The sequence below is a fragment of the Bacteroides hominis genome (assembly GCF_033042785.2).
GTDB lineage: Bacteria > Bacteroidota > Bacteroidia > Bacteroidales > Bacteroidaceae > Bacteroides > Bacteroides hominis.
The window spans coordinates 1,142,775-1,166,614 of record NZ_CP178829.1 but is presented as its reverse complement, the minus strand read 5'-3'; the positions used below and the strand labels follow the sequence as shown (position 1 = coordinate 1,166,614).

At 48.2% G+C, this 23,840-nt stretch carries 17 protein-coding genes and 1 tRNA gene; 6 read left to right on the top strand and 12 right to left on the bottom strand.

The genetic code is table 11. The annotated features are described in order from the left end of the window. Positions 1-59: 59 nt before the first annotated feature. Both R3O62_RS05125 and R3O62_RS05120 read left to right on the top strand, forming a co-directional pair. A complete protein-coding gene (locus tag R3O62_RS05125) occupies positions 60-1,004 on the top strand; it encodes a metal ABC transporter solute-binding protein, Zn/Mn family (RefSeq protein WP_317472463.1) in 945 nt (314 codons plus the stop codon). A gap of 130 nt (positions 1,005-1,134) precedes the next feature. After that, positions 1,135-1,947, top strand: coding sequence for a metal ABC transporter ATP-binding protein (locus R3O62_RS05120; RefSeq protein WP_317472464.1), 813 nt, complete (start codon positions 1,135-1,137; stop codon positions 1,945-1,947). A 169-nt stretch (positions 1,948-2,116) separates the two neighbouring features. Here the strand turns inward: R3O62_RS05120 and R3O62_RS05115 are convergent, their stop codons facing one another. The 3 genes from R3O62_RS05115 to R3O62_RS05105 form a co-directional block, all read right to left on the bottom strand. Beyond that, entirely contained in the window at positions 2,117-2,875 is a 759-nt protein-coding gene (locus tag R3O62_RS05115) for a DNA-binding domain-containing protein (protein ID WP_250703257.1), read from the bottom strand. 32 nt (positions 2,876-2,907) lie between these two features. Further along, entirely contained in the window at positions 2,908-4,503 is a 1,596-nt protein-coding gene (locus R3O62_RS05110) for an FISUMP domain-containing protein (RefSeq protein WP_317473087.1), read from the bottom strand. A 528-nt stretch (positions 4,504-5,031) separates the two neighbouring features. Next, positions 5,032-6,624, bottom strand: coding sequence for a hypothetical protein (locus R3O62_RS05105; protein ID WP_413958301.1), 1,593 nt, complete (start codon positions 6,622-6,624; stop codon positions 5,032-5,034). Between the two features lie 500 nt (positions 6,625-7,124). Between R3O62_RS05105 and R3O62_RS05100 the strand changes: the two genes are divergently transcribed. From R3O62_RS05100 to queG, 3 genes are read left to right on the top strand one after another with little or no spacing between them, the layout of a single operon-like run. Continuing rightward, positions 7,125-10,487, top strand: coding sequence for a protein O-mannosyl-transferase family (locus R3O62_RS05100; protein ID WP_005812378.1), 3,363 nt, complete (start codon positions 7,125-7,127; stop codon positions 10,485-10,487). 16 nt (positions 10,488-10,503) lie between these two features. Next, positions 10,504-11,118: a polysaccharide deacetylase family protein gene (locus R3O62_RS05095; RefSeq protein WP_005779672.1), complete on the top strand. Its 615-nt coding sequence runs from the start codon at positions 10,504-10,506 to the stop codon at positions 11,116-11,118. After that, positions 11,118-12,047 (top strand): tRNA epoxyqueuosine(34) reductase QueG, encoded by a 930-nt coding sequence (gene queG / locus R3O62_RS05090; RefSeq protein WP_065739800.1) that lies wholly within the window; start codon positions 11,118-11,120, stop codon positions 12,045-12,047. Before R3O62_RS05095 ends, queG begins: the two co-directional genes overlap by 1 nt. Before the next feature lie 188 nt (positions 12,048-12,235). On the opposite strand, the gene R3O62_RS05085 is transcribed toward queG, so the two are convergent. The 5 genes from R3O62_RS05085 to R3O62_RS05065 form a co-directional block, all read right to left on the bottom strand. After that, positions 12,236-13,480 (bottom strand): DUF4861 domain-containing protein, encoded by a 1,245-nt coding sequence (locus tag R3O62_RS05085; protein WP_188521414.1) that lies wholly within the window; start codon positions 13,478-13,480, stop codon positions 12,236-12,238. A 23-nt stretch (positions 13,481-13,503) separates the two neighbouring features. Further along, a complete protein-coding gene (locus R3O62_RS05080; RefSeq protein WP_250719345.1) occupies positions 13,504-14,298 on the bottom strand; it encodes a gluconate 5-dehydrogenase in 795 nt (264 codons plus the stop codon). Positions 14,299-14,366: 68 nt separating this feature from the next. After that, complete coding sequence (gene kduI / locus R3O62_RS05075) at positions 14,367-15,209, bottom strand: 5-dehydro-4-deoxy-D-glucuronate isomerase (RefSeq protein ID WP_005779680.1); 843 nt, start codon at positions 15,207-15,209, stop codon at positions 14,367-14,369. Positions 15,210-15,340: 131 nt separating this feature from the next. Continuing rightward, a complete protein-coding gene (locus R3O62_RS05070) occupies positions 15,341-16,921 on the bottom strand; it encodes an arylsulfatase (protein WP_022012694.1) in 1,581 nt (526 codons plus the stop codon). A gap of 592 nt (positions 16,922-17,513) precedes the next feature. Beyond that, positions 17,514-17,584 (bottom strand) — tRNA-Gln (locus tag R3O62_RS05065). Positions 17,585-17,747: 163 nt separating this feature from the next. Here R3O62_RS05065 and R3O62_RS05060 point away from each other — a divergent pair. Beyond that, complete coding sequence (locus R3O62_RS05060) at positions 17,748-21,020, top strand: S41 family peptidase (protein ID WP_269110401.1); 3,273 nt, start codon at positions 17,748-17,750, stop codon at positions 21,018-21,020. Between the two features lie 140 nt (positions 21,021-21,160). On the opposite strand, the gene tyrS is transcribed toward R3O62_RS05060, so the two are convergent. The 4 genes from tyrS to rnpA all read right to left on the bottom strand — a co-directional run bounded on the left by tyrS (position 21,161) and on the right by rnpA (position 23,761). After that, positions 21,161-22,453, bottom strand: a complete 1,293-nt coding sequence (gene tyrS / locus R3O62_RS05055; RefSeq protein WP_005779687.1) for a tyrosine--tRNA ligase — start codon at positions 22,451-22,453, stop codon at positions 21,161-21,163. 67 nt (positions 22,454-22,520) lie between these two features. Beyond that, the gene (locus R3O62_RS05050; RefSeq protein ID WP_005779689.1) at positions 22,521-23,156 is read right to left on the bottom strand and encodes a TatD family hydrolase; all 636 of its coding nucleotides are present in this window, start codon (positions 23,154-23,156) and stop codon (positions 22,521-22,523) included. Positions 23,157-23,162: 6 nt separating this feature from the next. Next, a complete protein-coding gene (yidD, locus tag R3O62_RS05045; RefSeq protein WP_005779696.1) occupies positions 23,163-23,384 on the bottom strand; it encodes a membrane protein insertion efficiency factor YidD in 222 nt (73 codons plus the stop codon). Continuing rightward, the gene (rnpA, locus tag R3O62_RS05040) at positions 23,381-23,761 is read right to left on the bottom strand and encodes a ribonuclease P protein component (protein ID WP_005779698.1); all 381 of its coding nucleotides are present in this window, start codon (positions 23,759-23,761) and stop codon (positions 23,381-23,383) included. Before rnpA ends, yidD begins: the two co-directional genes overlap by 4 nt. Positions 23,762-23,840: the final 79 nt, after the last annotated feature.

Genomic DNA, 23,840 nt, shown 5'->3' with positions numbered 1-23,840 from the left:
AAACTCTGTGCCCTCTGCGTCCTCTGTGGTGAACTAAAACGATAACAAGGATAACCATTATGAAAACCAACCGAATACAACAGCCGACAGTCGCCCCCGCCTTCCCCTTCCCGGGGAGAGGAACCGGAGGTGCGGCCGTCTTCGCTTTTCTTTTTCTGCTCCTCCTTTCCGCCTGTTCCGGGCGTGGAAAGGACAGTACCGGCAAACGGATCATCACCGTCACCATGGAGCCGCAACGGTATTTCACCGAAGCCATCGCCGGAGACAAGTTTACCGTACGCAGCATGGTGCCCAAAGGCAGCAGCCCCGAAACATACGACCCCACCCCGCAGCAACTGGTGTCGCTGGGCGAGAGCGAGGCGTACCTGCGCATCGGATACATCGGCTTCGAACGTTCGTGGATGGACCGGCTGATGAACAATACGCCCCACATCCAGGTGTTCGACACTTCGAAAGGGGTAGACCTGATCTTTGAATCCGCCTTCGATCACGGCGACCACCGCCACGAGGGAGGCGTGGAGCCGCACATCTGGAACTCGGCAGCCAACGCACTGATCATAGCCGGAAACACGTTCAAGGCACTCACCGTGCTCGACAAGGAGAACGAGGCATACTACAAAGCCCGCTACGACTCGCTCTGCCAACGCATCGAGCAGACGGACAGCCTGATCCGCCGGACGTTGTCGGCACCCGGAGCCGACCGTGCCTTCATCATCTACCACCCGGCCCTCTCTTACTTTGCACGCGACTACGGGTTACACCAGATCAGCATCGAGGAAGGGGGTAAGGAACCCTCACCCGCCCACTTGAAAGGGCTGATGGATCTCTGCCGCAAAGAAGGGGTACGGATCATCTTCGTGCAGCCGGAATTCGACCGCCGCAACGCTGAAATCATTGCCCGGCAGACCGGAACACGGGTGGTACCCATCAATCCGCTTTCGTACGACTGGGAGGAGGAGATGCTGAACGTAGCGAAAAGCCTCAGCGGATTCACCACAGAATAGTCATGAATAAGAGTTCACCACAGATTACACGGATTAACACAGACCTTTTTATCCCAGAACCAACAAGACAGAATATCAATCTGTGCTAATCTGTGTAATCCGTGGTGAACTCCCAATCCCCAACCAACCTATGGATAAAGAAAAAAACAGCCACAAGCATACGGAAGGAACAGCCTCTGCCTCCCTCCTCTCCATCCGGGGCCTTTCGGCCGCCTACGACGGACGCACTGTGCTCCACGATGTCAACCTGGAAGTCTACGAGCGTGACTTTCTCGGTATCATCGGTCCCAACGGAGGGGGTAAGACCACCCTCATCAAGTGCATCCTGGGACTGCTCCGCCCCACGGGAGGAGAGATCGTCAAGCATCACGAACCGCTCACGACGGGCTATCTGCCGCAGTACAGCTCGATCGACCGCTCCTTCCCCATCTCGGTTCTGGAAGTGATCCTGTCGGGACTGAGCTCAAAGAAATCGCTGATCAGCCGCTTCGACGACCCTCAACGTGAGAAAGCCCGCCAAGTCATCCTCCGCATGGGACTCGAGGGACTGGAACACCGTGCTATCGGGCAGCTGAGCGGCGGACAACTGCAACGCGCCCTGCTGGGACGCGCCATCATCAGCGACCCGCAACTGCTCATTCTCGACGAACCGAGCACCTATATCGACAAGCGCTTCGAAGCCCGCCTCTACCAGTTGCTGGCCGAGATCAACCGCGACTGCGCCATCATCCTTGTCAGCCACGACATCGGGACGGTGCTGCAACAGGTGAAGAACATCGCCTGTGTGAACGAAACACTGGACTACCATCCGGCCGCAAGCGTCAACACCGAATGGCTGGAACGGAATTTCAACTGCCCCATCGAGCTGTTAGGACACGGCACGCTCCCCCACCGGGTGCTGGGCCCGCATTGCCATTGCCACGAGAGCGGCGAGGAGCGGTGAACGCCGCCGCACCCTATACAAAAACTCCGCTCTGCACTACCTCACATAAAATCTGAAGTAATGCAGAACGGAGCCCTTACACAATCCTCCTTCCCCAGCCGAAGAACGGCGCCCTCCCTACATTTGGAAGAAAGCCTTCCTTGAACTGGGAAATCCTCTTTCCCCGAAATCAGGCTGTAGGATCATCTACGATACCACCATCTCCTCCTGAAGGAAGACCGATAACCAGATTACGGATCACCGTACGAGGCACTTTCAGTAGCTTATTACCGGTTGAAAACTGTGTAGTCAATCTCAGTTCATAGGTTCCGTCTTTCAAGTCGGCAGGAAGTAGCACCAATACTTCCGAGGGGTTGTTTATGGCAATCATATCCATCGGTAACTTCGTTTCTGTGCCTTTTTCGTCAATCAATACGATACCTACGGCAGAGTCTGTGCCTGCTACTTTGATATTCTTGCCCTGCAGGCGATAGTTACGTCCGGCAGTTGCACTGCCATCTGTGGCACGGGTGGCGGCGTCTTCACCACCGATGAAGTAGGCCGGGTCACCTTTGGCTCCCAGAATTTTCACATTGGTCCGTGCGATAGCTTCACGTAAATCCTTATCCTGATTGAAGGAAACATAGATAGAATTTTTCTCGGGATTCCATACTCCACCGTCTATTACCCCTCGAAACTGTGGTACGGCACGAAAAAGCCCCGTATTGACAGAGTATCCGTTCAGTACCAGTTCTGATACCGTACGCTGAAAAAGATCGACGGCATGCTTTAAAGTCTCTGCCCGCAAACCGGTATCTTCTTTCTTCATTTCATCCAGTACATCGGATAGCGTCAGGTTTCCGGCGCTCTCCAATATCAGGATTTTGTCTTCTTTGTTGTCGGTGGTCACGGTATTGTCCGCAAGCCAGCCTTTGAGTTCGGTTTTCATGATCATTACGATTTTAATAATTTATAAATCTATTATTTTACACAGCGGACACTAAATCCGTCTCCTTTAGTACTTGAATTAACTTCCGCTTTATTATTCTCAAAATTAAGTGAATATGCAATACTACTACTATTGTTAGTACTGGTCCAATAACGTGCGTATCCACTTTCTGTAGCGGTAGTGCCACTTCCCCCACTCCAAGTTCGCGCACCTGCCAAGGGTAAAAATAAACCTTTGGAATTATTCATAAACCACATTCCCTTATTACCTCCGCTAGTTACAGCAGCTTTATCCGTACATCTGGATAGCGATAAGCATTCATTCCTTGATGGAGTACGCCAGCCCGTTCCGTAATCACTTTTAAGTCTTGTACATGGGTCTATATTATTTCCACTATAATCTTTATACCATGGATAATAATATCCGTATTCTGAATAAGTTCCCCACACATAATTAGCAGATCCTGTGCTTTTCAGATTCCCATCTGCCCAGGTCAGTTTGGCTAAATTTGTTTTATCAGTTGCAGAACAACCATTTGCAGTTAAATTGATACTTCCGGAAGGTACATTAATTCCGATGGCTTTCTTAAATTGTATTTTCATCGTATAGCTTTTTCCCTCTTTCAGTTGCACGCTTTGGGTGGAGGTGATTTCCGTATTGTTGGGCACGGTCCGTCCGCTTATTGTCAGCGTATTGAAATGCACTGTAATGGTCCTGGCCCCTGCAAACGGAACCATGCGTATGATTGTACTCAGGGTCGTGTTCGGACTGAATGCGGCCGTATTATTCGTGTTGGCAGCTACCACATTGGTCGAAGGACCGATCTTCCACGATGTGGAATTTCCCCCTTGCTTTACGTATACACCCGTGCAATTGCTGATCGTATTGCTTGGAAACCCGGTAGGACTGATGGTAATCGTCAATTTACATAGCTTCTGGCCGAAGCTCACCGGAAGAAGATTGTGGCTGAGGCTGTTTACATTCGTTATATCTCCGGAATCGAAGGTCATGAAGTCCTTGCTCATGTTAGGGATAGACACTGTACTGCTGTTGTAGGCATACGTGGAAGGCATAGTTCCCAAGTCGGCAGCGGCAGTGGTATTAAAGGAGTAGCCCACCACGCGTATCGTTCCCGAGCGTGTCAGCAATTTCCCTTGTTTGAGTACAGGAGTGCCCGTACCATTGGAGGTGTAATCGGCGGCCGACTGGAAGACATAGTTATTTCCGGACTTCCAGAAAACAATCAGCCGGAAATAAACTCCCGCAGGCACTGTTGCACGGGTATTTGCACAGGGTAGAGTATCTTCCGTCAGTTCCATCGAGGCTATCCGGGGACCTTCATAGTCCGGTTGCTCTCCCGTGCGTGTAGGGGAGAAAGCTTTTACCCCCACCCATTCGGCGATCAGGGGAGAGTGGTTACGGGGCGAAGCGTCATTAAAAGAAGATGAATGATAGTTGTTGTCACCCGTCAGGCTGATATGGATGGGGATTAATTCGTCGGCAGTATCCCCGCTGTCAGCAGACAGGGGAGTCATTCTGTCATCTTCCGCACATCCTGCTATCGAAAGGCAAAAACACAGCCATAAGGCTTTACCGAGACACTCTCGCATAATAAAAGTTCTATTCATATACTAAGATATTAAAGTGAATAATCGTATCAAAGACACATTGCGGACCTATACATCCTCGTATAAGTCCGGAAAGGCTGTTTGATACCACTTTTATTATGCGTAAGTTTGTGTATTACAATCAGATATAACGGTCTTGGACACACAATGGTGTTTCAAAAAACGTACGTCTGATGAAACACCGTTTTTACTCTTCACACTGGATGCAAGGGAAATAGATAAATAATTGATAATTAAAACAATGTGGAAATATTTGCACAGATAAAAAAAGCGTCTTATCTTTGTTGCATCAGACGTACGTCTTTTGAAACATCGTTCCCAAAAGTTAAATTTGCATCTTAATAAACCTTCTTGGTCCATAAAGGGTGATTCATAAATTGATCTCCACTTCTTCTCAAAAATTGCCCAATAATCTAATTACGTGCGCGTTGTATAAAAGTCTTTATTTAGTGGCTTTTATTATTCAAAATATTTAATCGATCCATAACTTATATACTTTTGAAGGTCTTGGTCATAAATAACAATTAATTATTTAACACAACGAACTGCCAGTCCAGATGCCAAATAATCAAGGCCTATTCCTGCCGAACCATTGGAAAAAACGAAGCGTTTAGAATCATTTTTATTATATGTCGAAGTCCAATACTGTCCTTCTGTGCCTCCACCACTAGTAGGATTACCGGTCGAACTGCCTCCACCCCAACCTATCCCTCCAGAAGCCAATAGGAAAATACCAATACTCTTATTCATAAACCACATGCCACCATTTGTTAACACCTTATCTGTACATCGGGATAATGAAATGTAGTCACTTTCAGATGGGGTACGCCATCCTGTACCATAATATGCAGTATTCAATTTAGAACATGGATCTGTGTTATTTGTAGTTTTGTTCCCTGTATAAGTGCTATACCAAGTATAATAATAACCTCTATCTGTTGCAGTAGTCCACACGTAATTCGTATTTCCGGTACTCTTTAAATTTCCTGTTGCCCATCTCAGCTTTGCCAAATTATTTTTATCACTTGCTGTACATCCGTTTTGTGTCAGGTTAATGTCACTTGCCGCCAATTGTACTCCCAATTCAAACTTTAGCGTAATGGTATAACTCTTTCCTGGTAGCAACTGTACATTCTGGCTCGAGGTGATATTCCGGTTATCCGCGTTAAAGTAATTACTAAGTTTCAGCGTACCGATATGCACCGTGATCGCCCGTGAACCCGAAAAAGGAACTAACCGCACAGTGGCAGTAGAATTATCGCCAATATTGAATGTAGGTGTATTTCCGGTATTGGCACTTACATTATTTGTAGAGGGACCTATCGTCCAGGCGGACGCATTACCGCCCTGAAAAACATATACGCCCGTACAGTTGGTAAACGTGTTGCTTCCAAACTGCGACAAGGAGAGCTTAACCGTCAGCTTGCAGAGTTTTTGCGTGAAACTAACCGACAGGTTGTGGTTGATTGTACTCACATTCGCTATGTCCCCCGAGTCATAAACCATAAAGTCATTACTCATATTCGGGATAGTGACGGAAGTACCGTTATAGGCATAGGATGAAGGGATCGTTCCCATCGCTGTCGTACTATTGAACGAGTATCCGATCACACGGACAGTTCCCGCTCTGGTGAGTAACTTTCCTTGCCTGAGTGTGGGAGCGGAAGCCCCGTTCGTCGTAAAATCCGCTGTCGACTGGAACACGTAATTACTGCCCACCTTACGGAAAGCGATCAACCGGAAATAAATGCCGTTGCCCAATGTAGCGGCACGGGTAGTGACTTGCGGCTCTTCGCGGAGTGTCATCCGGACCACTGAAGGACCCTCGTAAGGTACGGCAGCAGGTATGGCCCTGCTGGCGGGTGATTCCTTAACCGGTACCCATTCGTCTACAAGCGTTCTTCCCCCGGTTGTGGCGGGAGTATCAACATGACTTTCCATATAGCTGCCATCCTCAACCCGGCTGACCGTAATAGGGATCACATCCCCTCCGTCCGGTTCGGGGCTGTCGGGGTTCACAACATTGTCTCCACACGATGTTATCATTAAAAAAGCCGCGCACACACAGCATGTGCTTAACGCACGAAAGCCTACATACAGAAGTTTTGCCTTTGTATTCATAATTCAAATGTTTAAAAGTGAATAAAATAGATCGTACTCAGCATGGCCTTCCCATTAAGAATGGACAGGCCGGCTATAGCAGGCTGTGAATACAGCTTTTATTTTGCGGTAAGTTTGTGTAAGTTAGATAGATAGAACGGCTCTTGTGTTTCAAAAGACGTTCGTTTTTTGAAACACGGTCTTTGCTCTGTGCGCTGAATACAAAAAGAAGAGATAAATGGCTGATAATTAAAATGATGTAAAAAGATTTGCACAGATGAAAAAAGCGGCTTATCTTTGTTGCATCAGACGAACGTCTTTTGAAACTCCTGTTTTGATTCTCCCATATGATAATTCTTCATCTTCAATTATTCTTATTCTTAAATTTAAGAACAACCGTTACCGTTTCTTAATTCTCCCCTCCAAACTCCTAAAACTCTACACTTTCTACGGCTATCTTCACGTAAATCATTATCTTTGCGCCCGTCTATCATGTTAACAAATAACTAACTATAGTCTGAATGAAACAGTACAAAACCGTAAACAACCTCGTGGGTTGGATCACCTTCCTGATCGCCGCTACCGTCTATTGCATGACGATAGAGCCCACAGCCAGTTTCTGGGACTGCCCGGAATTTATCACTACCGCCTATAAACTGGAAGTAGGACACCCCCCCGGAGCACCCTTCTTCATGCTCACGGCCAACCTTTTCACGCAATTCGTCAACGACCCGGCACTGGTAGCCAAAATGGTCAACTACATGAGTGCTCTGATGAGCGGCGCCTGCATCCTGTTCCTCTTCTGGAGCATCACGCACCTGGTCCGCAAACTCGTCATCACGGACGAGAACGCCATCACACGCGGACAACTGATCACCGTCATGGGTTCCGGACTGGTAGGCGCACTGGCCTATACATTCAGCGACACATTCTGGTTCTCGGCCGTCGAAGGAGAAGTATATGCCTACTCCTCGATGTTCACCGCCATCGTATTCTGGCTGATACTGAAGTGGGAAGACGTTGCCGACCAACCGCACAGCGACCGCTGGATCATCCTCATCGCTTATCTCACAGGCCTCAGCATCGGCGTGCACCTGCTCAACCTGCTCTGCCTGCCGGCCATCGTACTGGTATACTACTACAAGAAAGTGCCGGGCGCCAACGCTAAAGGCTCCCTGCTGGCACTCGCCGGATCGATGGTACTGGTGGCAGCGGTGCTCTACGGCATCGTACCCGGCGTCGTAAAAGTGGGCGGCTGGTTCGAACTGCTGTTCGTCAACTCCCTCGGAATGCCGTTCAACACCGGCGTGATCGTCTACATCGCCCTGCTGGCAGCCGCCATCATCTGGGGCATCTACGAAAGCTACAACGAGAAGAGCCGCACCCGCATGAACCTCTCCTTCCTGCTGACCATCGCCATGCTCGGCATCCCGTTCTACGGACACGGAGCAGGCGCCGTCATCATCGGCATCCTCGTACTGGGCGCACTGGCCCTCTACCTCTTCTACGCATCGAAGCTCAACGCCAAGATACGCATGTCCGCCCGCACCATGAACACGGCGCTGCTCTGCACCATGATGATCATGGTGGGATACTCCTCGTATGCCCTCATCGTGATCCGCTCGGTAGCCAACACGCCGATGGACCAGAACTCACCGGAAGACATCTTCACGCTGGGCGAATACTTAGGACGCGAGCAATACGGCACACGCCCGTTGTTCTACGGCCCGGCCTACTCCTCGAAAGTAGCGCTCGACGTGGAAGACGGCTATTGTGTTCCCCGCCAGAAAAGTGCGGACACCAAATACGTCCGCAAAGAGAAAACCTCACCGGACGAAAAAGACTCGTACGTCGAACTTCCGGGACGCGTGGAATATGAATACGCGCAGAACATGCTCTTCCCCCGCATGTACAGTTCGGCACACGCCGCTTATTACAAATCCTGGCAAAACATCACCGGATATGACGTCCCCTACGACCAATGCGGAGAGATGCTGATGGTGAACATGCCCACACAGTGGGACAACATCAGGTTCTTCTTCTCCTACCAGCTCAACTTCATGTACTGGCGCTACTTCATGTGGAACTTTGCCGGAAGACAAAACGACATCCAGAGCAGCGGCGAAATAGAGCACGGCAACTGGATCACCGGCATCCCGTTCATCGACAACCTCATGTACGGCGACCAAAGCCTTCTGCCACAGGAACTGAAGGACAACAAGGGACACAACGTCTTCTACTGCCTCCCGCTTCTGCTGGGAGTCATCGGACTCTTCTGGCAGGCATGGCGCGGACAGAAAGGCATCCAGCAATTCTGGGTGGTATTCTTCCTGTTCTTCATGACCGGTATAGCCATCGTGCTCTACCTCAACCAGACACCGGGACAGCCCCGCGAACGTGACTACGCTTACGCAGGCTCCTTCTACGCCTTCGCCATCTGGATCGGCATGGGTGTAGCGGGCATCGTCCACCTCCTGCGCAGATACATGAAAGAAGTTCCCGCAGCAGCCCTTACGTCGGCAGTCTGCCTGCTCGTACCCATACAGATGGCCAGCCAGACATGGGACGACCACGACCGCAGCGGACGCTACGTGGCACGCGACTTCGGACAGAACTACCTGATGTCACTTCAGGAAAGCGGCAACCCCATCATCTATACCAACGGCGACAACGACACCTTCCCGCTGTGGTACAACCAAGAGACAGAAGGTTTCCGCACCGACGCACGCACCTGTAACCTGAGCTACCTGCAGACCGACTGGTACATCGACCAGATGAAACGCCCGGCTTATGACTCCCCCGCACTGCCCATCACCTGGGACAGAACCGAATACGTGGAGGGACAGAACGAATACGTACCCATCCGCCCGGACTTCAAGAAGCAGATAGACAAAGCCTACAAAGCCGCCGAAGAAGAAGTCCTGAACGGCAAGAACCCGGAAGCCCTGAACAACATCCGGGCACAATTCGGAGACAATCCTTACGAACTGAAGAATATCCTGAAATACTGGGTACGCACCAAAGACGGACAAGCGGTGATACCGACCGACAGCATCGTTGTCAAGATCGACAAAGAAGCCGTACGCCGTTCGGGTATGATGATCCCGGCAGCGTTGGGCGACTCCATCCCCGACTATATGCACATCTCGCTCAAAGACGAAAAGGGCAACCCCAAACGCGCCCTCTACAAGAGCGAGCTGATGATGCTCGAGATGCTGGCCAACGCCAACTGGGAACGCCCCATCTACATGGCCATCACCGTAGGCACGGACAACCAACTGAATATGCGCGGGCATTTCATCCAGGAAGGCCTCACGTACCGCTTCACCCCGTTCGATACGGAAGCGCTCGAAGCAACCATCGACAGCGAGAAGATGTACGACAACCTGATGAACAAATTCAAGTTCGGAGGCATCGACAAGCCGGGCATCTACATCGACGAGAACACAATGCGCATGTGCTACACCCATCGCCGCATCTTCGCCCAACTCATCACACAGCTGATGAAAGAAGGCAAGAAAGACAAGGCGCTGGCCGCATTGGAATATGCCGAAAAGATGATTCCCGCCTTCAACGTACCCTACGACTTCCAGAACGGGGCACTCGAGATGGCAGAAGCCTACTACCAGTTGGGAGATACCGCGAAAGCCGATCAGATCATCGACGAACTGGCGAACAAGTCTGTGGAATACCTCACCTGGTATCTCAGCCTGGACGACAATCATCTGTTGATGTCGCAGCGTGAATTCATCATGCACCTCAGCGCACTGGATATGGAAGCCAAAATGATGGAGAAATACAAGTCGAAACTGGCCGGCAACTATACTCCGAAAGTGAACGAACTATATAACATTTACGTAGGACGCATGAAAGTCCATCAGTAATCTGTAACCGAAGAAGATGTTTATAGAGCAACCGCCTTGGTTTTTCCGTGCAATCTATCCCGACGCTATCTTCCGGATGGACCCTGACGAGAAGGCAGTTTACCTGACCTTCGACGACGGCCCCATTCCGGAAGTGACGCCCTGGGTACTGGAGTTGCTGGACAAACACAACATCAAGGCTACTTTTTTCATGGTAGGCGACAACATCCGCAAGCATCCGGATGTGTTCCGTATGGTAGTGGAACGCGGACACCGCATCGGCAACCATACGTTCAACCACATCCGCGGCTTCGAATATCTGTCGGTAAATTATCTGGCCAATACAGACAAGGCCAACGAGCTGATGAAAACGGACCTGTTCCGTCCGCCTCACGGGCACATGCGCTGGATGCAGTACATGACGCTGAAGCGCCACTATAAGATCGTCATGTGGGACCTCGTCACACGAGACTACAGTAAGAAGCTCCGCCCGCCGCAAGTGCTGGCCAATGTAATGAGATATGCCCGCAACGGGTCTATCATTACCTTCCACGATTCGCTGAAGTCCTGGAACAACGGAAACCTGCAATACGCACTTCCCCGTGCCATCGACTTCCTGAAAGAGGAAGGATACGAATTTAAGATCCTATAATGGAAACGAAGATAAACAGTAAAGCCCTGAAAGCCGAAGCCTTGCGCCTCGGCTTTTCTGCTTGCGGCATAGCACCGGCCGGGCCGGTCGATCCCGTACACCGGGACTTTCTGAAGGAATGGCTGGGCTCGGGCAGGCACGCCGAAATGGCTTATATGGCCAACCATTTCGACAAGCGCTGTGATCCGGCTCTGCTGGTCGAAGGCACCCGTTGCGTAGTCTCCGTAGCCCTGAACTACTACCCCGCTACCCGGTTACCCGAGGACGAGTACCAATTCGCATGGTATGCCTATGGGATGGATTATCACGACCTCATGCGTGAGAAGCTGACCACCCTGTTCCGCTTCATACAGGAATCAGACGTACCGGAACTGGACGGACGTGTGTTCTGTGACACCGCCCCCGTACCCGAACGCTATTGGGCCTGGCGTGCCGGCCTCGGATGGATCGGGAAGAATACCCAACTGATCATCCCCCATGCCGGATCTGCCTTCTTCTTGGGAGAACTCTTCCTGAACACGGAAGCCGACACATACGACCGCCCCCGGCCGAATCGCTGCGGGACGTGTAACCGCTGCCTGCAAGCCTGCCCCACGCAGGCTTTAGAAGCCCCGTACGGCCTGGATGCACGCCGTTGCCTTTCATACCTCACTATAGAGAATAAAGGCGAAATTCCGGCCTCTATTTCCCCTCTGATGGGAAACCGTGTTTATGGATGTGACGAATGCCAGAAAGCTTGTCCCTGGAACCGGTTTGCCACTCCTTGCCGGACACCGGAGCTGCAACCCTCGCCGGAGTTTATGAATATGAAGAAAGAAGACTGGCAACAACTAAGCGAGGAGAAATACAGAACCCTCTTCAAAGGCAGTGCCGTGAAGAGGGCTAAGTATAGCGGACTAATAAGGAATATAAAGCAGATGGAAGACTAAGAGTCGGGCTATGACCGGTTCTTCAAAGCCTTTCGCTCTTCACTGGTCAGTCTTCTTCCTACCTTCTTCACGTAACCCAATTATTATCCGCATGTTCTCGCTATATCATCTACCTGCAACCCCTTCCCGACATAGCGATCGTTTTGCTGACACCAGCAAAATGATCGATTATTTGTCAGGTAACTCTTTTATTTCACCGTTACCGTCAGCGGATTACGTATCTTCCGGGCAAAATCGGCCATATAGGCATTCCAGGCAGCAGCGTCTTTTATATCGGCTTTATCCCAGGCAGCTCCCCAGTAATAAGTAAAGTCAGCTCCCGGTTCATACTCGCTGATAGCCAGCACATGCCCGTCGGCACCTCCGCGCAGCTCTTTCTTCTCTTTCTCCGGGAACAGAACAGGTTTCGCCTCCTTCACCAAAGTAGGGAACGCAGCACCCACAAAGATTTTACCGTTGTCATTACCGGCATTATCCGTCGGGTCCACATAAGTGATGTATCCCTCTGCCGCATTCGCCACCACAGCTCCATCGGGTTCATGCAATACGATGCCGACGGCCAGAGGCATTGTCTCTTTCAGATTGGTATAAGAAACAATCGTTTTGTTCAGATGCGAACCCGCATCCAACGTAATCACACGTGTTTCGATCACGCCGGAGTCTCCCCTTACCACCAACGGATGATACACCAGCCTCACAGTGAAACGCAACGGACCATTATCCAGTATCTCCTGGGTAGCGTAACAATACGGATAAATAATTGTATCACCTGCCATTAACGCAGCTGTGCCCCCTCCCAAAGTAGGACCGACCTTATAACAGTCCAGTCCGTTGCCATGGTCCACATGATAAGAAACCGACCGGTAAAGCTCCTGCGCGGCTTTAGGATCCGTCTTCCCGAGTTCTGCTATTTTAGCTTTTGTATCCGGGTTCAATTCGCCTTCATAGCGAGCTTCCACCACCGGCTCAGTGGTGTTGTACTTCGTCCAGATATCATATCCGAAAGCACGCTCTCCGGTTTCCTGTAAAGCAGGTCCGTAAGTACGGAAAGCCACCAAATCGTTCTCCCAGGCCACGTCATCCACCCGTTCGGGATAATATCTTCCGCAAGCCTTCACCGGACACTCCTGGGGAATGCCCGCCTTTATCGTGTAAACAGTCGAACCATTCGCCTGTACACTGACCGGAAATATCACTTTCTCGTCGGAAGTTATCTGATAGGGTACTTGCTGCCCTTCGGCATCCACCACGACTATCTGCGCGGTATCGGGTAACTGCAATTTAGAGGAAACCTCGCTCATGGATACTTCTGCCATCTCACCGTCACGTTCCAGCGAAGTGGCATTGGATACCGTAACAGAAACCGACTTACCCGCTTCATTGCAAGCCAGACACAACAAAGCGAGTGCGGCAAAAAGAAAAACTTTCTTCATTGATTCAATTGTATTGATCAGATTCATTTAGGTTGTTTACCGATATAAGCCAAAATACCGCCATCTACATAAAGCACATGACCGTTCACGAAATTCGAAGCATCCGAAGCCAGGAATACGGCCGGTCCCATCAGGTCTTCCGGTGTTCCCCAACGGGCAGCAGGAGTCTTGGCTATAATGAATGAGTCGAACGGATGGCGCGAACCGTCCGGCTGCACTTCACGCAAAGGCGCCGTCTGAGGTGTGGCGATATACCCCGGGCCAATGCCATTACACTGGATATTGAACTCACCATACTCGGACGCAATGTTGCGGGTGAGCATCTTCAGCCCGCCCTTGGCAGCGGCATAAGCAGATACTGTCTCACGCCCCAGCTCACTCATCATCGAACAGATATTGATGATTTTTCCATGCCCCTTCTTAATCATTGAAGGAATCACGGCTTTCGACACAATAAACGGGGCATTCAGGTCCACGTCAATCACCTGCCGGAACTGCTCCGCTGTCATCTCACACATCGGGATGCGCTTAATAATACCGGCATTATTTACCAGAATATCAACCACTCCGACCTCTTTCTCGATCCGTGCAACCAAAGCATTTACCTGCTCCTCACGCGTGACGTCGCACACATATCCACTGGCCTCAATCCCCAGTTCCTTATATGCAGCCAACCCCTTGTCGACCAGCTCCTGACTGATGTCATTAAAAACGATCTTCGCGCCTGCCTCTGAGAAAGCAGTAGCCAATGCAAAACCGATACCGTAAGATGCACCTGTGACCCATGCCACTTTGCCCTTTAATGAAAAGTTTACCATACTTATAATGTTTTAAAAAAACTCATCTCACTTCCATTCTCTAAAAAGAAATATTCATATCAAACACCTTATTTCAAGTCCGTGATTAACGAAAAATCCTGGTCACCATAATCAAGGTTCTCCCCCCCCATGCCCCAGATAAAAGTGTAACTGTGAGTTGCCGCTGCCGAATGAATGGACCATTCCGGTGACAATACTGCCTGATCGCCCTTCATCCATACATGACGGGTTTCGTCAACCTCACCCATGAAATGGCATACGGCATGCTCCTCCGGTACCTCAAAATAGAAATAAGCCTCCATACGGCGGCTGTGAACATGTGCGGGCATCGTATTCCACACACTCCCCGGAGCCAGTTCGGTCATTCCCATCTGCAACTGGCAGGTAGGTAGCACCTGGTTTACAAGCATCTTATTAATATTGCGATGATTCGAGCCTTCCAACGTACCCATTTCAGCAACCACCGCATCGGCTTTCGTTACTTTCTTATCAGGATAATTTCGGTGAGCGGTCAGCGAATTAAAATAAAATTTAGCAGGATGTGCGGCATCTACACTCTCAAAAGTTACTTCCCGATCGCCCGAACCCAAATAAAGCGCTTCTTTATAAGCTAACTGAAATATCGCATTCCCCGCTCTCACAACGCCGGGACCTCCGACATTGAAAATACCCATTTCACGACGGGTCAGGAAATAAGGAGCTTTCAAAGGATCGATAGCTTCCAACTTCAACACTTCATTTACCGGCATGGCTCCACCCACTACCATACGATCATACATGGAGTATACCATATTCACTTCGTCGGCCGAAAAAACCTTCTCTATCAGGAAATCTCTCCGGATTCTCTTGGTGTCATAGCTTCTTGCGTCTTCCGGATGGGCAGCATAGCGAATCTCATAGTTTGTTTTCATATTTCTTATTTATAAGTTTACATTAGGTGCCGCTCAGACAAACATCGTTTGCGTACACGACACAAAAATAAGAAAAGAAAACGGGATTTGAGAATAAATTGCGCCCAATTATCCTGCACAGATAAATAACATTAATCTTTTGGATAATTAGGGCTATAAAGTAAGGTCTGATCTCTTACTACCAGCTTTCCATCTTTTACAAAATCTGTTCCCCTCTCTTGCAAGTGACAGACCATTGCTTTACGCATCTCAGCCAACCGGTCTGCATAACGACTGTCTCCAAAAAGATTTCTCCGTTCTCCGGGATCTGCACTTAAATCGAACAATTGCTCTTCGCCCGTATGAATAAACCAGATATACTTCATTTTACCGTCAGTAAGCGCACACCAATAATTATCGGCACTATAGCAGGTGGCATGTTCCAGATCAATATATTTCCGCCAGCCATCATTATTTCCTGAAACCAGTGCAACCAAAGACTTGCCGTCCATATCATCCGGTACCGTTCCCCCTGCAAGTTCGATGAAGGTAGGCAAAAAATCACGTAACTCTACCGGCTGTTCTATTCGTTTTCCTTTAATAGCCTGTGTAGTCATGGCAGAAGGCCATTTTATAATATAAGGAATCTTCGCCGAACCTTCATAGGCATAGGTTTTCCGCCAATGATAATGGTCACCCAACATATCACCGTGGTCAGCCGTATAACAAATGATTGCGTTCTCGTACATTCCTTTCTCTTTCAGGGCCTGAATAATCTGCCCAATCTGATCATCAATAAACGTCACATTCGCATAATAATGGCGTCGGGAATTGACAGCGTATTCTTCTCCTAAATTCGCGAAAGGGGCGTCTTTCGCAACCTTTTCCGGATCTTTACGTTCAGCATACTTTCCACACCAATCCCCAACAAACGGTACAGGGATATCTGCCTTTTCATACATATCCAAATATCGCTTCGGAGGATCATACGGACTATGAGGGCGGGCAAAAGAGACTTTCAGGAACAGCGGCTGATCACTTTCATAATTCCGTATTAATTCACAGGCTGTTTGCCCCGTCCAGGCCGTAGGATGTAATCTTTCCTCAAGTTTATAAGTTCCGGCATTATGATTGTTCCACCCGATTCCCGTTAAATCCGGGTTCTTCCCGGGCGCCTGCAACTGAAACCATTCCCGATAGTCACTAATAAAATCACGGGTTTCACTACGCCCGCTCTCGTCTACCAATGTAGCATGAAAGCCATGCAAGGCTTTCTGTGGAAACCAGTGCATCTTCCCTATTCCAAAAGTATAGTAGTCCAAATCGCGCAACATCCGGGGCATTTCATATTTATATTTGGAAGCGACCTTTCCATACCCCAACATCCCATGGTGCCATGGAGACATCCCCGTAAGCAAGCCGGCACGCGCGGGCGTACTACTGGGGGCAGAACTATAACCACATACAAACAAGCTGCCTTCCTGAGCCAACTTATCTATGTTAGGAGAAATGACGGCTTTATTCCCCATGCAATGTAAAGCATCTCCACGATGCTGGTCACTCATAATAAAAATGATATGTGGTTTCCCTCCTTTTGTGGCAGGAGCCTTAGAGGAGCCGGACGAATCATTGTTTGACTCTTGGTTTTCACCATTAAATGCATAAGTCAACGGAGAGGTTGCCAAGCCTGCTCCTACAGCAAGTGAACACTTCAGAAAATCGCGACGTTTCATTGATTATTAGATTTTAGTATTAACGAATAGGCAAAAATAGGCAAAAAGAAAGAGAAAGAAGAAAATTTTTTCCCCAATTTACCCACTCATACGGAAAAAGTATTTCCATCTTCCATCTTCCACCTTTTTGTAGTTTACCATCTGATATTCCGCAATTTATCATGGTGGAAGATCGTCTTTTTAGGCTATCAATCTTCCACCCTTATCTTCCATCTTCCACCCTCCATTTTTGGCAGAAAGCATATAGTAAACTGCTGTTATATAGACATATAAAGTTAATTCCCTATCTATTTATACCTTGAAAAGTATTTCATTTTCCTTGCTATCTTTTATATAAATGGTCAAGGCTCTATCTCGTCCCGCATACCCGTGCCAATGGGCACGCATACCAAGGCTAATGAGCACAGGTACACGGGCTAATAAGCCTGCGTACACAGGACGAGATAAAGAACGTACCATCTCAATTAATTATTAAGGTAAATAGCATAACATGAATAGGAGATGATGGATAATACAAGCTGACCTAAAGGAAATTCGGTCATACAAAAAGAAAAATGCCTTGGAAATAATTTACTTTCAAGGCATTTGGGGGTTGTCCTACCAAGATTCGAACTTAGACAAACAGAACCAAAAACTGTTGTGCTACCATTACACCATAGGACAAGCTCATGCGCTTTCTGTTAAAAAGCGATGCAAAGATAATGCCATGCAAGTTATTTTCCAAATCTTTTTAGACTTTTTTGTATAATAAGTCTCGTTAGCCGCGGCTAATTGCTACCTTTGTACTTACAGAAATCAATAAAGTAAACGAATAAATTCAGTAAGTATGAGAAAACTTTTTGTATGCATTGCATTGGGTCTCACCACGCTTACCGGCAATGCCGCATCACCGCTATGGATGCGTGACGTACAGATTTCGCCGGACGGAACAGAAATAGCATTCTGTTACAAAGGAGATATTTACAAGGTACCTGCCGGAGGAGGGGTAGCCACCCAGCTTACAACACAACCATCGTATGAATGCACACCGATTTGGTCGCCGGACAGTAAGCAAATCGCTTTTGCCAGTGACCGTAATGGCAATTTTGACATTTTTATAATGCCGGCGACAGGAGGTACGGCACAAAGACTGACTACCAATTCTGCATCCGAACTCCCTTCAACTTTTACACCGGACGGAAAATATATTCTATTTTCAGCATCCATCCAGGATCCCGCACAAAGCGCCATGTTCCCGACAACAGCCATGACAGAGCTCTACAAGGTCCCTGCAAACGGAGGACGTACGGAACAGGTGCTGGGCACCCCGGCCGAAGCAGTTTGTTATGCAACATCGGGGGAATTCTTCCTTTATCAGGACCGTAAAGGTTTTGAAGATGAATGGCGGAAACATCACACTTCGTCCATCACCCGTGACATCTGGATGTACAACACTCAAACAGGAAAACATACCAACCTGACCAATCACGCCGGAGAAGACCGCAACCCCATCCTTTCACCGGACGGAAAAAGTGTATATATATTAAGTGAACGCGAAGGCTCGTTCAATGTCTACAACTTCCCATTGGACAACACACAGTCTCTTAAAACGGTGACATCTTTCAAAACACATCCTGTGCGTTTCTTGTCAATGAGTCATGACGGAACATTATGCTATGCGTATGACGGGGAAATATATACTCAAAAAGGTAATGCCACTCCACAAAAAACGGACATAGACATTGTCCGCGATGATCAGGATAAAATAGCAGACCTGACTTTTACAAACGGAGCGACATCGGGAACCGTATCGCCGGATGGAAAACAGATTGCGTTTATCGTACGGGGAGAAGTATTTGTGACCTCGACAGATTATGCCACCACAAAACAAATCACCCAAACACCTGCACGCGAAGCCGGACTCACTTTCGCCCCGGACAACCGTACCTTGGCCTACGCAAGCGAACGTAACGGCAACTGGCAACTTTTCCTGGCTAAAATAGCCCGTAAAGAGGAGGCCAACTTCCCGAATGCCACTATCATCGAAGAAAAAGTGTTACTGCCCTCCACAACCGTGGAACGGGCTTATCCGCAATTCTCACCGGACGGTAAAGAACTGGCGTTTATAGAGGACCGCAACCGCTTGATGGTAGTTAATTTAGACACGAAAAAGGTTCGCCAGATCACCGATGGATCCACTTGGTTCAGCACCGACGGAAATTTCGACTACCAATGGTCACCTGACGGAAAATGGTTCACACTCGAGTTTATCGGTAACCGGCATGATCCATATTCAGACATAGGATTAGTGAGTGCACAGGGTGGCAGCCCGATCATCAACCTGACTAACAGTGGTTACATGAGCGGATCTCCCCGTTGGGCACTGGACGGCAATGCCATCTTGTTCACGACCGAACGATATGGGATGCGTGCACATGCTTCCTGGGGTTCACAAAACGATGCCATGCTGGTATTCCTCAATCAGGATGCTTTCGATAAGTTCCGTCTGAGTAAAGAGGATTATGAATTGCAGAAAGAACTGGAAAAGGAGCAACAGAAGGATAAAGAAAAAGCTTCTGCTAACCTGAAAAAAGGCAAAAAGAAAGATCCCAAAGCAGAGACTGAAAAGAAAGACGAGGTAAAAAACATCGTAGTGGAGCTGAATGGGCTCGAAGACCGTATCATCCGCCTCACTCCCAATTCTTCGAATCTGGGCAGTACCATCATCTCAAAAGACGGTGAAACCCTCTACTATCTGTCAGCATTCGAAGGTGGATTTGACCTATGGAAAATGGATCTCCGCAAAAAAGAAACCAAGCTGCTTCATAAAATGAATGCCGGATGGGCTTCTATGAATATGGACAAAGAAGGAAAAACCCTGTTTGTCCTGGGAGGCAACACCATGCAGAAAATGGACCTCAGCGGAGAGACTCTGAAGCCGATCAGCTATAAAGCAGAGATGAAAATGGATTTAGCCGCAGAACGAGAATATATGTTCGACCATGTATATAAGCAGCAGCAGAAACGTTTCTACAACACCAACATGCACGGAGTAGACTGGGATGCCATGTCTGCTGCTTACCGCAAATTCCTGCCGCACATCAATAACAACTACGACTTTGCCGAATTGCTGAGCGAATGGCTGGGTGAACTGAATGTATCGCATACCGGCGGCCGCTTCTCTCCATCCATTCCGGGAGATGCCACAGCCAGTTTGGGAGTGCTTACAGACTGGAATCACAAAGGAAAAGGTGCATTGATCATGGAAGTGATTGAAAAAGGGCCGTTCGATCACGCCCGCTCGAAGGTGAAAGCCGGAACTGTCATTGAAAAGATCAACGGGCAGGCAATAACTCCCGAAACAGATTATCTGACGTTACTGAATGACAAAGCCAATAAGAAGACGCTTGTTTCGCTATACAATCCGCAAAACGGTGAACGGTGGGAAGAAGTAGTAATCCCGGTCGGCAACGGAACCCTCAACAATCTGCTTTACAAACGCTGGGTGAAACAACGGGCGGCCAATGTAGACAAATGGTCCAACGGACGTCTGGGATATGTACACATACAGTCGATGGGTGATGGCAGTTTCCGTTCCGTCTACTCGGATATTTTAGGAAAATACAATAACCGCGAAGGTATCGTTATAGACACCCGTTTCAATGGTGGTGGCCGCCTTCACGAAGATATCGAAGTATTGTTCAGCGGCAAGAAGTATTTCACTCAGGTTGTTCGCGGACGCGAAGCATGCGATATGCCCAGCCGCCGATGGAACAAACCATCTATCATGCTGACATGTGAAGCCAATTACTCGAATGCGCACGGTACACCATGGGTATACAGCCACCAGAAATTGGGTAAATTGGTAGGTATGCCCGTACCGGGAACTATGACCAGTGTTTCATGGGAACGCCTGCAAGACCCATCTCTGGTATTCGGTATTCCTGTCATAGGCTATCGACTCCCGGATGGAAGCTATCTGGAAAACACACAGCTGGAACCGGACATTAAAGTTGCCAACTCACCGGAAACAATCGTCAAAGGTGAAGATACGCAATTGAAGACGGCAGTAGAGGAATTACTGAAAGAACTCCCGGCAGATAAAGCAGGAAAGCATTAATCTGCCACTCCACAAAGAAAAAGGATGTCTCACAGGGTCAATTTGCCTATTACATGGCACCCCCTTTTGAGACATCCTCTTTTTTATATTAAAGTTTCACTCAACCCGCCCCCTGAATGAAAGGCGGAAAAGAAAACTCCTTATTTAGCGATAATCAAATAATAGTTTTTCTTACCACGCTGAACCAACAGATACTTTTCATCAAGCAGATCAGCAGTAGTAATCACCTGATCAAAAGCAGCCAACTTCTCTTTATTCAAAGAAACACCGCCACCCTGAACCAGTTTACGCATTTCACCTTTTGAAGCAAATACAGCAGCATTGTCAACGAACAGGTCAACTGCTTTCACTCCCTCTGTCAATGCATCACGTGAAATCTCAAATTGAGGAACACCTTCGAACACAGCCAGAAGTGTGTCTTCGTCCAGCTTTCTCAACGCATCGGATGTAGCATTGCCAAACAAGATATTAGATGCATCTACCGCAGCATTGTAATCCTCTTCAGAATGAACCATTACAGTTACTTCCTTTGCCAAACGTTTCTGAAGTGCTCTCAAATGCGGAGCTTCATTATGTTCAGCAACCAACCCGTCGATTTCTGCCTTATCAAGCGAAGTAAATATCTTGATATAACGTTCTGCGTCAGAGTCACTCACATTGAGCCAGAACTGATAGAATTTATAAGGAGATGTATAACGAGGATCCAACCAGATATTACCGGATTCTGTCTTACCAAACTTTCCACCGTCAGCTTTGGTAATCAACGGACATGTCAGTGCATAAGCCTCACCACCATTGGTACGGCGAATCAACTCAGTACCGGTAGTGATATTTCCCCACTGATCGGAACCACCCATCTGCAATTTACATCCTTTGGTTTCATAGAGGTGAAGGAAGTCATAACCCTGCAACAACTGATAAGTAAACTCTGTAAACGACAATCCGTCACGGGCTTCACCGTTCAGGCGCTTCTTTACTGATTCCTTAGCCATCATGTAGTTTACAGTGATGTGTTTACCCACTTCACGAACAAAATCCAAGAAACTGAACTCCTTCATCCAATCATAGTTGTTCACTAATTCGGCTCTATTAGGAACATCAGATTCGAAGTCCAAAAACTTAGCCAGCTGCTTCTTGATACAAGCCTGATTGTGGCGTAAAGTCTCTTCATCGAGCAGATTACGTTCTGCCGACTTACCCGAAGGATCGCCAATCATACCTGTTGCACCACCAATCAAAGCCAATGGTTTATGGCCGCAACGCTGGAAGTGTCGCAAGATCATCACACCGCATAAGTGTCCGATATGCAACGAATCGGCTGTCGGATCAATACCCAAATAAGCAGTAACCTGTTCTTTCGCCAATAACTCTTCTGTGCCGGGCATCATGTCATGCACCATTCCACGCCATCTTAGTTCTTCTACAAAATTCATCGAATGATAATAAGTTTTAAAGTTTAATTAGGGCAAAAGTACGACTCTTTATCGGAACAAGCAACTCTTATTGCCTAAAAAAGACGTTATTAATGTTTTGCTGTACTTGTTGCATGAGTTTGCAAACAGGCATCTCCAGAAGTAAAGCAGCTCGCTCATAAAGGCTATGGATATCTATCAGACTTTCATCTGTCTCCAGAAACAAGTATTCCGAAGGTATCTGTCGAAGCGCTTCCTCCTGATACTTCTCTCCCAGTGAAAGATAAATTCCCTCCCGGATATATTGCAGAGCCAATTCTTTTTTCCCGCGGAAACCATGTATAATCCAGGGGTTAGAAGGCTGCATTTTCCTTTTAAAGCGGATAATTTCATCTGCTGACCGCACTGCATGAATTACTAACGGATATCCCATTTCGTGTGCAAGTATAGCCTGCTTCTCAAATGCTTCTTGCTGCAACACATAGTCCGTCTGTGCCAACTTGTCGAGACCTGCTTCGCCAATTGCAAGAACCTGAGGAGAATGGATAGCTGACAACAACAGTTCCCACTGGCGGACGAAACTCTCACGGGTCAGGTACCAGGGATGAATCCCCACAGAATAGTAAGCACCGGCCAGCGGAATAAATTCTGCCGGCTGACAATTTTGTATTGCCTGCCCCGGTTCTGCAGGCAGCCGATGTGTATGTATATCCAGAATATTCATAAATCACTAAGGAACGGGATCATACCCAGATCCACCCCACGGATGACAACGAAGTATCCGCCTGACGGCAAGATAAAGCCCCTTAAAAGGACCATGTTTCTTAATCGCTTCAATAGCGTACTGCGAACAAGTAGGCGTAAAACGACATGAAGGAGGGGTCATGGGCGAAATACAAGCCCTGTAAAAGTATATGGGAAGCAATAATATATATGAAAGCAGACGTTTCATACCAATCTCTCGCTGATACGGGCCAGCAGAGTCTTCATTTTCTCCTCTATTTCGGCCGAGGACGTTAATTCGTCCGAAAGATAGATGAAAGCAATAGCCAACTGTTGCTGTTTATCGGTTAAAGTCTGCAATAGTAGATGCTTATGCAACCGGTACGCCTCACGCAATTGGCGTTTCACCCTGTTCCGCTTTACCGCGCGTTTAAATCGTTTCTTCGAAACGCTCAATAAAACAGATGCCTGAGCATCCTGATTTTCCACAGGCATATACACCACACGCAACGGAAAGATGGAAAACGACTTAGAGCCGCCTGCAAACATCTTCTCAATCAGAATCTTACTATTCAGCCTTTCGGCCTTGCACAGGGTATTTGCCATAATAATTATAAACGGCAAACAACAAACAGTAAACAATGCTACAGATAAATATGCCTGTTCATTGTTTACCGTTTGCTGT